General features: G+C 60.6%; 12 protein-coding genes. 6 read left to right on the top strand and 6 right to left on the bottom strand.

Annotated features, from left to right (window positions below; translation table 11 throughout):
* Window positions 1–121: 121 nt before the first annotated feature.
* The 6 genes from AC07VR_RS06580 to AC07VR_RS06555 form a co-directional block, all read right to left on the bottom strand.
* Window positions 122–787, bottom strand: a complete 666-nt coding sequence (locus AC07VR_RS06580) for a response regulator (RefSeq protein WP_494992798.1) — start codon at window positions 785–787, stop codon at window positions 122–124.
* 56 nt (window positions 788–843) lie between these two features.
* Entirely contained in the window at window positions 844–1,401 is a 558-nt protein-coding gene (locus tag AC07VR_RS06575) for a PQQ-dependent catabolism-associated CXXCW motif protein (RefSeq protein WP_495010764.1), read from the bottom strand.
* 266 nt (window positions 1,402–1,667) lie between these two features.
* Window positions 1,668–2,459: an ABC transporter permease gene (locus tag AC07VR_RS06570; RefSeq protein ID WP_495010763.1), complete on the bottom strand. Its 792-nt coding sequence runs from the start codon at window positions 2,457–2,459 to the stop codon at window positions 1,668–1,670.
* A complete protein-coding gene (locus tag AC07VR_RS06565; protein ID WP_495010762.1) occupies window positions 2,456–3,199 on the bottom strand; it encodes an ABC transporter ATP-binding protein in 744 nt (247 codons plus the stop codon). The genes AC07VR_RS06570 and AC07VR_RS06565 overlap by 4 nt, the downstream gene beginning before the upstream one ends.
* On the bottom strand, window positions 3,196–4,155 hold the full coding sequence (locus tag AC07VR_RS06560) for a YVTN family beta-propeller repeat protein (protein WP_494992802.1): 960 nt from the start codon (window positions 4,153–4,155) through the stop codon (window positions 3,196–3,198). Before AC07VR_RS06560 ends, AC07VR_RS06565 begins: the two co-directional genes overlap by 4 nt.
* Window positions 4,156–4,186: 31 nt before the next feature.
* Window positions 4,187–5,371 carry an ABC transporter substrate-binding protein gene (locus tag AC07VR_RS06555; RefSeq protein ID WP_495010761.1) on the bottom strand — a complete coding sequence of 395 codons (1,185 nt, stop codon included), beginning with the start codon at window positions 5,369–5,371 and terminating at the stop codon, window positions 4,187–4,189.
* Window positions 5,372–5,927: 556 nt separating this feature from the next.
* On the opposite strand from AC07VR_RS06555, the gene pedF reads away from it, so the two are divergent.
* From pedF to exaC, 6 genes are all read left to right on the top strand, one after another.
* Window positions 5,928–6,389: a cytochrome c-550 PedF gene (gene pedF / locus AC07VR_RS06550; RefSeq protein WP_495010760.1), complete on the top strand. Its 462-nt coding sequence runs from the start codon at window positions 5,928–5,930 to the stop codon at window positions 6,387–6,389.
* 3 nt (window positions 6,390–6,392) lie between these two features.
* A complete protein-coding gene (locus AC07VR_RS06545; RefSeq protein ID WP_495010759.1) occupies window positions 6,393–7,268 on the top strand; it encodes a substrate-binding periplasmic protein in 876 nt (291 codons plus the stop codon).
* Window positions 7,269–7,277: 9 nt separating this feature from the next.
* Complete coding sequence (locus tag AC07VR_RS06540) at window positions 7,278–8,039, top strand: quinoprotein dehydrogenase-associated SoxYZ-like carrier (protein WP_495010758.1); 762 nt, start codon at window positions 7,278–7,280, stop codon at window positions 8,037–8,039.
* Between the two features lie 15 nt (window positions 8,040–8,054).
* Window positions 8,055–8,987, top strand: coding sequence for a quinoprotein relay system zinc metallohydrolase 1 (locus AC07VR_RS06535; protein WP_495010757.1), 933 nt, complete (start codon window positions 8,055–8,057; stop codon window positions 8,985–8,987).
* A 233-nt stretch (window positions 8,988–9,220) separates the two neighbouring features.
* On the top strand, window positions 9,221–10,999 hold the full coding sequence (locus AC07VR_RS06530) for a PQQ-dependent methanol/ethanol family dehydrogenase (protein ID WP_494992808.1): 1,779 nt from the start codon (window positions 9,221–9,223) through the stop codon (window positions 10,997–10,999).
* A 267-nt stretch (window positions 11,000–11,266) separates the two neighbouring features.
* Entirely contained in the window at window positions 11,267–12,787 is a 1,521-nt protein-coding gene (exaC, locus tag AC07VR_RS06525; protein WP_495010756.1) for an acetaldehyde dehydrogenase ExaC, read from the top strand.
* Window positions 12,788–12,811: the final 24 nt, after the last annotated feature.

Genomic DNA, 12,811 nt, shown 5'->3' with positions numbered 1-12,811 from the left:
AGCAGCTTGCTCGCGATGGACTCAAGGGCGCTGTGTTTATTCAGAAAACACGCGTTTTCGTTAACGTCATCGCGAGCAAGCTGCGCTCCTACAGGGTTATCACAGACCTTTGAGTGAAATGTCAGCGCCGCAAATACGCCGCAAAATCAATATCGCCGGCGCTGAGAATCGCCTGCACCCGGTTGTGCACGTTGAGTTTGCGCAGGATCGCCGAGACGTGGGCCTTTACCGTGGTTTCGGCAATTTCCAGGGAATAGGCGATCTGTTTGTTCGATTCGCCCTTGGTCATCCGTTCCAGCACCAACAGCTGCTTGCGGGTCAGGGCCTGAAGCAGTTCCGGCGGGAAATTCGGCGTGTCATTCATGCTGCGCCGTGTCCCGGTTTTTTGCGTTCGAATGATGTCTGAGGGCAGGTAAACGTTGCCGTTCAGAATCTGCTGGATAGCCTCGGTCATTTGTGAGCGGGGGGAGGATTTGGTGATGAAACCCACCGCACCGTAGGTAATGGCTTGCAGCACGACCTGCTTGTCCTGCTCGGCGGAGACAATCACCACCGGAATGGTCGGTGCCTCGTTGCGCAGATTGATCAGGCCGTTGAGACCGTGCATGCCCGGCATGTTCAGATCAAGCAGGATCAGGTCCAGATCGTCATGCTGTTGCGTCAGCTCCAGGGCGCTGTCCAGGTCGGCGGTTTCCATGACCTCGCTGCCAGGGAAACCGTCGCTGATGACGTTATGAATGGCTTCGCGAAACAGTGGGTGATCGTCGGCAATCAGAATTTTGTACATGGCCTTTCACCTCGTTATTTTGATTATGGTGTGGCGGGGGCACGCAGCCTGGCGGGTCAGGGAAAAGGCTCGGGCCGGGACGGTTCCACTGGCAGGTTCGCCGCTTCCCAGGCATCCAGCCCGTCACGGTACCAATACACAGCTTTATAGCCCATTGCGGTGGCGCGTTTTACCGCGTTCCAGCTCAGCCAGCAATCGGCGCGGCAATAGAACACCAATGGCTGATCCTCGCGCCCGGCCGTAGCCTTTTGCAAGTTGCGCGCGAAGTAGTCCTGCACTTGCTGGCTCAGTTCACCATCACCAGTGTTGGCCAGCCAGTGGCTGCCGGGGAGGTTGGCATGGGGCTGGTCTTCGATGAAACGCCCCTCAAGCCATTGCCGACGATAGACGTCGATCAGTATCGGCCTGGGTATTTGCGTCAACAGGGCTTTCAGGCTCTCGGTGTCAATGATTCTGGCGCCGTCCACATGATTCGGCGTCGGGCTGCGATAGAGGCTGGTGCGATAGCCTTCAGGGGAAAACAGCGGTGTTTCGGCCTGCGCGACACCCAGCAACAGGCTCAGCGACAAGGCTGCAAGGGGCGGGCAGAGCAGATAACGCGGGGCACGCAGCATAGGGTTTGGTCCTTCTTGTTATAGACCCATTACATGCCAGTGCTGGTGCTTTGTGAATGCGACGATAGACAGGGAAACCAGTACTAAAGTCGTAATTTTTGCGTTCGGGAGGGCGACACCAAACCTCTGTAGGAGCAGCCGGTCGACGCTCGATTGCTCGCGATGATGGACGTTAACGATAACGCGTGTTATCTGAATAAACGCGCCGCCCTTGAGTCCATCGTCGGAACGCCGCCCGGAGCAAGCTCGCTCCTACAGGTTTTGGATCAGCCAGCCCGTCGTACCGCCGCATGCTGCGGATTGAAGGTCAGCACCGCCAGCAGTGAAAACAGCAGCGTCAACCCCAGACAAACCACCAAAGCCATCAGGTTAAAGCGCTGGTACAAGGCAAAACGCACCAATTCCACCGCATGGGTGAACGGGTTGAGGGCGCAGAGCCAATACAGCCACTCACTGGCTTCGCGCATTTTCCACAGCGGGTACAGCGCCGAGGACAGGAAAAACAGCGGGAAGATCACGAAATTCATCACCCCGGCGAAGTTCTCCAGTTGGCGGATGGCATTGGACAGCAACAACCCCAGCGCACTGAGCATCAACGCCACCAGCAGCAACGCCGGCAGCGCGGCAACCAACCCGAAAGCTGGTGGTTGCACGCCGTAGACCCAGGCGATGGCGAGAAAGGCATAGACCTGCAGCAGTGAGATCAATGAGGTCGCCAGCAATTTGCTGCTCAACAGAAAGGCCCGGGGCAGGGGGCTGGTCAGCAACACCCGCATGCTGCCCATTTCCCGGTCATAGACCATCGACAGTGAACCCTGCATGCCGTTGAACAGCAGGATCATGCAGGCCAGACCGGGGATGATGTAGACCTCGTACGGAATGTAGGTGTCATAGGGTTCGATGATGGCGATGCCCAGCGCCGCCCGGAAACCCGCGGCGAACACCAGCAGCCACAGCAGAGGGCGCACCAGCGCACTGAGAAAACGCGTGCGCTGCAAGATAAAACGCAGCCATTCACGCAGCACGATACCGCTGAAACACTGCCAATAAGCGTTCATCGAACTGCGACTCCCGAAGCCGTTGAAGTGGTCAGGCGCTGGAACGCCGACGTCAGGTCACCGCCGTGTTCGAGACTCAGGGCATCGGCCTGGCCGCTGGCCACGAGGCGCCCTTGATGCAGAATCAGCAGGTCATCACGGGCTTGCACTTCGTCCAGCAGATGGGTGGTCCAGAGCACGCTGATACCGTGGTCGCGGCACAGGCTGCGAATGTGTTGGTTAAGTGCCAGGCGGCTGGCCGGATCGAGACCGACGCTGGCTTCATCGAGCAACAACAGGCGCGGCTCATGCAGCAGTGCCCGGGCAATTTCCACTCGACGACGGTGGCCGCCATTGAGTTCGCGGACGCGTTCACGGCGCCGCTCGGTCAGTGCCTGGCGCGCCAGTTCGGCCTCGACCCGCGCATGGGCCTGGCGACGGGACAAGCCATGCAACGCTGCGTGATAACGCAGGTTCTGTTCGACGCTGAGGTCAAGGTCCAGCGTGCTCTGTTGAAACACCACACCCAGTTGGCGCAAAGCCGGACGCGGAGTGCTGCGCAGGGAGTGACCGCCAACCCGAATGTCGCCGCGCTGCACGTCATACAATCGCGTCAGCAGGGCGATCAGGGTCGATTTTCCAGCGCCGTTTGGCCCCAACAATGCGGCGAAACGCCCAGGCAGCAGGCTGAACGTCACGTGGCGCAATGCCTCACGGGGGCCGTAGGCGAAGCTCAGGTCAGTCACTTCCAGGGCGTTCATGGGGTCACCACCACGCCCCATGGATAACGGCCGACCTTGACCGACTTGATGACCTTGAGGCTGTTTACATCGATCACTGACACATCGCCGCTGACGCCATTGGTGGCCAGCAACTGACTCTGATCCGGGGTAAACGCCATCTGCCAGACCCGACGGCCCACTAGCAGGTAGTCGAGAATCTCGAAGGTTTTGGCATCGACCACCGCGACATGGTTGGCAGGGCCCAAGGCAACGAAAGCGTATTTACCGTCAGCGCTGAGTTTGACGCCAACCGGCTGGACCTTGTCCGGGTGCACGCCTTTGATCTGGAACTTCAAGGTCTTGAGAATTTTCCGGGTCGCCACGTCGAGAATCGTCACGGTGCCGCCAATCTCGGCCGAGGCCCAGAGCCGCGAGCCATCCTGACTGAACTCGACGAAGCGCGGTCGCTGATCCACCAGGGTGCTGTCGGCCAGGGTCTGAGTGCTGGTGTCGATCCAGTGCAACATGTTGGTGGTTTCACTGGTGTTCACCGCCCATTTGCCGTCGGGGCTGACCGCCATGCCTTCCGGTTCGACGCCGACATTGACCTGGGCAAGCACCTTGGAGGTTTCGGTGTCGATCACCGTGACCAGCGCATCGTCCTCGTTGGATACGTACAGCCAACGGTTATTGGGATGCAGGGCGAATTGCTCCGGGTCTTTGCCGGAGGGCAGTTCCTTGATGATCTTGCGGGTGGCGACGTCCATCACCTGGACCCGGTCCGAGTCGCTGGCGCAGATGTACAGCAGCTTGCTGTCATGGGACAGCAACAGACCGCGTGGACGCTGACCGACCGACAGGGTGTCGGTGACTTGCAGGGTCTGCATGTCGATCAGGCTCAGGCTGTTGTCCTTTTCGTTGGAAACCCAGGCGGTACTCGCCAGCACGGGCGCGGTGGCGAGCAGTAAGGCGGATGCAAGCAGGGTGCGGCGCATGGCAGGTTCCTTGTTGTTGTCGTTGTAGGAATCAGGGAAAGCGGCAGGTCACTTCGGGCTTGTCGTAGCCCAGGCTGTCCATTTCGTTGAAGGGGTGCAGGAAGCCGTCTTGCGGCGAGGTGCTGACCAGTGCCCGGGGCTGAACGATCGGTATCGGTTGCCGTAACTGGCCATTCCACGGGCGATAGCTGAGCTTGCGGCCCTTGAAACCATCCAGTGGCAACTGATCACTGAGCTCCAGTTGGCGAATCGCCTGGGTATCGGTTTGGCGCAATTTGCTCACGGCGCTGGCGACGCTGCGCACGGCAATCCAGGCGGCGAAATCACGGTCGTTCATCCAGCGTCCGGCCATGGCCTCGAAGCGTTTTTGCAACTGCGCGGCACCGTAGGTTTCCACGGTTTTGTGCCACCCCGTCGGGGTCAGGCCCTGGGTGCCGGCGACCGGCCGCGGGTACCAGGTCTGGTAGGGCAGGTACTCGCCAAAGTCGCCGCGCTCATCGGCCACCAGCACTACGTCGTATTCAGCCGTCTGGGTGAACAGCGGCATGTCGGCCTGGGCACTGCGGCGTTGGTCATTGTCGAAGGACCAGGGTTTCTCTGCGACGATCTGCAACCCGAAGCGTTTCGCCGCGCGCCGAAGTGCGGCGGCATAGGCCTGGTCATCCGGGGTCGGGCCGACAATCAGCAGCAGGCGCTGCCATTTGCGCACCACCAGAAATTGCGCCAGTGCATCGGCGAGCATCGCCCGGCTCGGCAGGCTATGCAGCACGTTCGCCAGGCAGTCGGTGCTGCGCAGGTTGTCGTCGGCACTGCCGGCATTGAACAGCAGGCTGTCGGGCAGGGCGGCGCTGAGCTGGCGCAGGCTGTCGGCCGGCGCATTCACCACGAACAACCGCAGGCCTTGGTCGTGCTGGACCTTCGCTGCGTCGAGCAAGGCTTCGGGACTGTCGACGCTGGCGCTGACCAGGCTGTAGCTGTGATTGAGAAAACGCCCGGTGCTGTTGCTGTCGGTTATCGCCAGCTCGGCACCGCGCAGCCCGGCGTCGGTGGGTTCGGGAATGATGTTCGACAACAGCGGGCCGGGATCGGGCCGATAGCCCAGGTAGCCGATGCGGACCTGCAACCCGGCGTCCTGCGCCTGGCTTTGGGTCGCCAGCAACGCGGCGCTGGCAATCGCCAGCAGGTAGAACAAGGCGTAACCGACAAGCTGGCGCATAGGGCACTCCACTACAGGTAGCGCCAGCATAGGAAGTGACGGGGTGCGGGGAAATATGCAGAAAGTACCAATGGGCCAGTACCAAGGTCGTAACTCAAGGCATGCGCGGGGCGCTAGGCATGTCGGCACTCTGGCGCACAACCTGACGGTGTAGTCCGGAACTCCACGCCCCTGTAGGAGCGAGGCTTGCCCGCGATCGGCTGCGAAGCAGTCGCAATACGGTCTAACTGGAAGAGCTGCGTGTGCGAAAGAGCCCTGAAGCCTGAATTCAGTCACCGAGTGTATTCAGATCGAACGTATACGCAGGTTTTACGACTGCTGCGCAGCCGATCGCGGGCAAGCCTCGCTCCTACACAATCGAGTCGTGTCCAAGATGTGATCGTTCCCGCGCTCCTGCGTGGGATCGATCACATGCTTCAGGCCCTCGCCGCAAGCCCTACTACCAAGGGAGTAGAGGGCGACAACCAAAGCAGCATACGGCTCACCGAAGCCAGTTCTTAAGATGGCGGCATAGCCTCTGCAGAGAGGTTTTGCGTGCAATCTTGAGGGCATAACAATGACAACAATACGCAACGCCATGCTTGCCGCCGGGCTGCTGGCCGGTTTGATCAGCGCGGGTTCGGCAATGGCCCACGGCAACGTGGTGCCGCAAGCCGTGGAAACCAAAGGCCTGACACCGATCAAGGACGCCGGGGTACAGGTTGATGGTGATGGCTGGGCTGCGGTGAACCCCTATCGCACCTCCCCGGAACACGACAAGGCGCTGGAAATCGGCTCCTCGGCCTATAACCAGAATTGCGCCGCTTGCCATGGCCTGGAAGCCAAGTCCGGGGGTATTGCACCGGACCTTCGCAAACTCGATGTCGGCGACGCCGGGGATGAGTGGTTCGTCGAGCGCGTGCGTCATGGCGCGGTCCGCGATGGTCGTGTCTACATGCCGAAAATGGCCGACTACTTGAGTCAGGAAGCCTTGTGGGCAGTACGCACCTACCTGGACAGCGTGCACGTCGAGGAGTAACCCATGCGCCTGCTCACTGTGTTTTTCACCGTAGTGCTGCTGTGCTGCCAGACGGTGCAGGCGCAGGTGCGCAATTTCGACCAGATGATCGCCGCGGGCGAGCTGAAGGTCGCGGTCTACAAGGATTTCGCACCCTACAGCTTTGAAGACGGCGGCCAGCCGCGGGGCGTCGATGTGGAGCTTGCGCAGGCGTTGGCCAAAGCCCTCGGGGTGCGCCTGGTGCTGATCTGGGCGCCAGCGGGCGAGAAGCTCGACGACGATCTGCGCGACTACATCTGGCGCGGCAATCAGCTGCGCAACCAGCAGTTGGCTGACTTGATGATGCGCGTGCCTTACGACCGCGATTATGCACAAAAACGCAATGAATTCGGCGAGCTGGAAAACGGCCATGTGGTGATGTTCGGCCCTTACCAGAACGAATCCTGGCAAGTCGCGTATGACCGCCGCCGACTCGACTCGGTGGGCAGCGTCGCGGTGTTTGAACACCACCCCATCGGCGTCGAAGTGGACAGTGTGCCGTCGTTCTACCTGACCTCGGTGTTCAACGGCATGCTCAGCGCCAGCACCCACCATTACCCCAGCGTGCCGCAAGCCTTTGCCGCAATGAAGGCCGCAGAGGTGGATGCGGTGATGGCAATGCGCGGCGAGATCGACTGGCAGGTGCATCTGGCAAAGGACCCGCAATTGGCGCTGGCGCAAAACGCCTACCCGAACATGGGTAAACAGCTCTGGGAGATTGGCATGGCGGTGCATGAAAGCAATCGCCAACTGGCCTATGCCGTGGAAGAAGCTCTGGAAGGGCTGATCCGCGACGGTACGCTCAAGGCGATCTATGCCGGGTACGGGCTGCGCTATGAAGTACCGCAGATGTATCAATAGGAGCGGGCGATGATCTGGCGAGCGAGTTGTCTGTTGGCCTGCTGGCTGCCATTGGCGGCGCAGGCCATCGAGGTCGATCCGGGCAAGGATCCGGTGCCTTCGGTGATGTGGGCCTTTTATCACAAACAGATACTTGGCGATGCGCCGTTCGTGTTCGATGAGCGGGTCAAGCTGCTGGCGCCGCCGTTCGCCGAGGATGCCCGGCAGGTGCCGCTGGAAATTGACGCCCGGGTGTTCAAGGGTGAGGTGGTGAAGATTCTCGCCTGGGCCGAGCTCAACCCGTTGCCGAAAATCGTCGATTTTCAGCCGGGGGAGCGGGTGTTGCCCTGGCTGTCGATCCGCATCCGTATCGAACAGGCCACGCCGTTGCGTGCGGCGGTGCTGACCCGCGACGGGCTCTGGCATGTCGGCTCGACCCTGATCGACGCCGCTGGCGGTGGCTGCACGGCGCCCAGCGTGGTGCGCACCCAGCCGGGCTGGGAGGAGCATATCGGCGAAGTCCTTGGCGGGCGTTATCCGCGCGGCGGGTTCAGTCGCCTGCGAGTGCAGGTAGCGCATCCGATGGATAACGGCATGGTCAGCGGTATTCCAGAGTTCTTCCTCAACCATGCCGAGTTGCGCGACGCCGCCGACAAGGTGCTGGCCAATCTTGAGCTGTTCCCCGCGGTCAGCGAGAACCCGAACCTGGCTTTTGACATTGAAGGAGCGGGGCAGACGCGTCTGTTGCTGCGCGATAACAGCGGCAATGAATTCGATGCGGCGATTCCCTGATCAGAGGAGAGCGCCATGCGCTGGATGCTGCTGTTATGTCTGAGTCTGAGCCTGCCAGCCCTGGCGGACTTCGACTATCAACTCAAACCCCGGCAGATCGCCGAGGACACCTGGCTACTGGAAGGCAGCACCGACAATTTCGCCAAGGCCAACGGCGGCAATATCGTCAATACCGCGTTTATCGTCACTGAGCGCGGGGTCGTAGTGATTGATACAGGACCGTCGAAACGCTACGGCGAAGCCTTGCGTAAAGCGATTGCCACAACCACCGATAAACCGCTGATTGAGGTCTTGTTGACGCACCATCATCCCGATCATGTGCTGGGCAACCAGGCGTTCAGCGATGTTCCCATCGGTGCTCTGGCCGGTACTACCGGGTTGTTGCGACAGCAAGGCGATGCCATGGCCGAGAACATGTATCGACTGGTGGGCGACTGGATGCGCGGCACCGAGGTGGTGTTGCCAACCCAGGAGATAACCCCCGGCCTCCTGGATATCGGTGGTCACCCGTTGCGTTTGTTGGGGCTGCGCGGGCATACCGGCGCCGATCTTGCGATCCTCGATGAGAAAACCGGTGTGCTGTTTGCCGGTGATCTGGTGTTTTATGAGCGAGCCCTGACCACGCCTAACTCCCCGGGACTGGAAGTGTGGCAAGCGGATATCGATCAGCTTGAAGCCCTGCCGTGGAAACAGATCGTGCCCGGCCACGGCCCGATTGCCACCGACCACAAACCCTTCGTGCAGATGCGCGACTACCTCGGCTGGCTCGACCGGTTGATGCGCGAGGGTGCCGCCAATGGCAGCGAAATGGGCGAGATGATCCGCAGCCCGATTCCCGAGCGCTTCGCGGGTATCAGCCTGAGCCGCTATGAACTGATCCGCAGCGTCAGCCATTTGTATCGGCGCTATGAGCGTGGGCAGATGAAGCGGGTGGATGGCCAGCAATAAATCTCGCTGGTGCACGCAATCCTGTAGGAGCACGGCTTGCCGGCGATGGCGTTCTTGAGATCGCCATCGTCGGAACGCCGCCCGGACCAAGCTCGGCTCCTACACGTTCCTTGTACCAAGGAACTAGAAAACTCCGCACTGCGGGCAATTGTTGGCAGGACGGCGGCGACCAAGAATCTGCACCAGACCGGGAAAATTTCCCGGGTACAACAAAAACCGCAGAGGTAGCCGTCATGACCCAACCCGCACGTCGCCAACCCTTCGCCTTGAGCGTGCTGCTCAGCGCCATGCTGTTGTCCGGCTCGGCCCTGGCCGCAGTCACCGATCAAGATATCCTCCAGGACCCGAAAAACCCGGAGCAGATCGTCACCAACGGCCTGGGTGTCCAGGGCCAGCGCTACAGTCCGCTGGATACCCTCAACGTCGACAACGTGAAAGAGTTGCGACCGGTCTGGGCCTTTTCCTTCGGTGGCGAGAAACAGCGTGGTCAGCAGGCGCAGCCATTGGTCAAGGACGGCGTGATGTACATGACCGGCTCTTACTCGCGGGTGTTCGCGGTGGATGCACGCACTGGCAAGAAGCTTTGGCAATACGATGCGCGCCTGCCCGATGATATTCGCCCCTGCTGCGACGTGATCAACCGAGGTGTCGCGCTGTACGGCGATCTGGTGTTTTTCGGCACCCTCGACGCCAAGCTCGTGGCCCTGAATAAAAACACTGGCAAGGTGGTCTGGAGCAAGCAAGTCGCCGACCATAAAGAAGGCTACTCCATCAGCGCAGCGCCGTTGGTGATCAACGGCAAACTGATTACCGGGGTGGCCGGTGGTGAGTTCGGGGTGGTCGGCAAGATCTCGGCCTATGACCCGAAAAATGGCGATTTGCTCTGGACCCGGCCGACTGTAGAAGGCCACATGGGTTACGTCTACAAGGACGGCAAAGCGATCGAGAGCGGCATTTCCGGTGGTGAAGCGGGCAAGACCTGGCCGGGCGATCTCTGGAAAACCGGCGGTGCCGCGCCTTGGCTGGGTGGCTACTACGATCCGGAAACCAACCTGCTGCTGTTCGGCACCGGCAACCCGGCGCCCTGGAACTCGCACCTGCGTCCTGGCGACAACCTCTATTCGTCATCGCGTCTGGCGCTGAATCCGGACGACGGCACCATCAAATGGCACTTCCAGAGCACCCCTCACGACGGTTGGGACTATGACGGCGTCAACGAACTGGTGTCCTTCAACTACACCGAAGGCGGTAAAGAGATCAAAGCCGCGGCGACGGCCGACCGTAACGGATTCTTCTACGTGCTCGATCGCACCAATGGCAAGTTCATCCGCGGCTTCCCGTTCGTTGACAAAATCACCTGGGCCAGCGGCCTGGACAAGGATGGTCGACCTGTCTACAACGAGGCCAGCCGTCCGGGCGCTCCGGGCAGCGAAGCCAAGGGCAGCTCAGTGTTCGTCGCGCCGGCCTTCCTCGGGGCGAAGAACTGGATGCCGATGGCCTACAACAAGGACACCGGTCTGTTCTATGTACCGTCCAATGAGTGGGGCATGGACATCTGGAACGAAGGTATCGCCTACAAGAAAGGCGCGGCGTTCCTCGGGGCCGGCTTCACCATCAAGCCGTTGAACGAAGACTACATTGGCGTATTGCGCGCCATCGACCCGAAAACCGGCAAGGAAGTCTGGCGTCACAAGAACTACGCGCCGCTCTGGGGCGGGGTGCTGACCACCAAGGGCAACCTGGTCTTTACCGGTACGCCTGAGGGCTTCCTGCAAGCGTTCAACGCCAAAACCGGCGAGAAAGTCTGGGAATTCCAGACCGGTTCTGGCGTGCTTGGCTCGCCCGTCACCTGGGAAATGGACGGCGAACAGTACATCTCGGTGCTTTCCGGTTGGGGCGGCGCCGTTCCATTGTGGGGTGGAGAAGTGGCCAAACGCGTCAAAGACTTCAACCAGGGCGGCATGCTCTGGACCTTCAAATTGCCGAAAGACTTGGTGGTGGCCAAGCATTGATCTGACACAAGCCCATGATCGTTCCCACGCTCCGCGTGGAAATGCCTCACTGGACGCTCTGCGTCCGTTGTGACGCAGAGCGTCACGGGCTGCATTCCCACGCGGAGCGTGGGAACGATCCACAGGTTCTCTATACATACGCGAAAACTACGACCAAATAACGAGAGTCCCCCCTGCCAACGGCGCATTCGTCCGGCACGCGGGGCTCTCTACCATCGATTCATCGCCTGTCCGCCCGACAGGCATCGACCCAAATAGAGGCCCACCATGATTTATGCTCAACCCGGAACACCAGGCGCCGTTGTGTCTTTCAAACCACGCTACGGCAACTTCATCGGCGGTGAGTTCGTCGCACCGGTCAATGGCGAATACTTCACCAACACCTCTCCGGTGACGGGCGAAGTGATTGCCGAGTTCCCTCGCTCCAGCGCCGCCGATATCGACAAGGCACTGGACGCTGCCCATGCCGCAGCCGATGCCTGGGGCAAGACTTCGGTTCAGGACCGCTCCCTGGTGCTGTTGAAAATCGCCGAGCGCATCGAACAGAATCTGGAGGTCCTTGCGGTCACCGAAACCTGGGACAACGGCAAGGCCGTACGCGAAACCCTGAACGCCGACGTGCCGCTGGCCGCCGATCACTTCCGCTATTTCGCCGGTTGCATCCGTGCTCAGGAAGGCGGCGCAGCCGAAATCAACGAACTGACCGCCGCCTACCATTTCCACGAACCGCTGGGCGTGGTCGGGCAGATCATTCCGTGGAACTTCCCGCTGCTGATGGCTGCCTGGAAACTCGCTCCGGCGCTGGCGGCCGGCAACTGCGTGGTGCTCAAACCGGCCGAGCAGACGCCACTGTCGATCATGGTGTTTGCTGAACTGATCGCTGATTTACTGCCGGCGGGCGTCTTGAACATCGTTCAGGGCTTCGGTCGCGAAGCCGGTGAAGCCCTGGCCACCAGCAAGCGCATCGCCAAGATCGCCTTCACCGGTTCTACCCCGGTGGGCGCGCACATCATGCATTGCGCCGCCGAGAACATCATTCCGAGCACCGTGGAGCTGGGCGGCAAGTCGCCGAACATTTTCTTCGAAGACATCATGAACGCCGAGCCTCAGTTCATCGAAAAAGCCGCCGAAGGCCTGGTGTTGGCATTCTTCAATCAGGGCGAGGTTTGCACCTGTCCGTCGCGGGCGCTGGTGCAGGAGTCGATCTACGAACCGTTCATGGCCGAGGTGATGAAAAAAATCGTCAAGATCAAGCGCGGCAATCCACTGGACACCGACACCATGGTCGGCGCCCAGGCGTCCGAGCAGCAATACGACAAGATCCTGTCCTATCTGAAAATCGCTCAGGAGGAGGGTGCTGAACTGCTCACCGGTGGCGCTGCCGAGCGGCTTGAGGGTGACCTGTCCAGCGGCTATTACATCCAGCCGACATTGCTCAAGGGGCACAACAAAATGCGTGTGTTCCAGGAAGAAATCTTCGGCCCGGTGGTCGGCGTGACCACCTTCAAGGACGAAGCCGAAGCCCTGGCGATTGCCAACGACAGCGAGTTCGGTCTCGGTGCCGGTCTCTGGACCCGTGACATCAACCGTGCCTACCGCATGGGCCGGGCGATCAAGGCCGGGCGTGTCTGGACCAACTGCTACCACCTGTACCCGGCGCACGCCGCGTTCGGCGGCTATAAAAAGTCCGGTGTCGGTCGTGAAACCCACAAGATGATGCTCGACCATTACCAGCAGACCAAAAACCTGCTGGTCAGCTACGACATCAACCCGTTGGGGTTCTTCTGATCTAGCGGACACCCCTGTAGGAGC

The organism is Pseudomonas sp. GW821-FHT02H09 (assembly GCF_059421425.1).
Note: the sequence above shows the minus strand (reverse complement) of the source record. Positions and strands in the feature narration are given on the sequence as shown.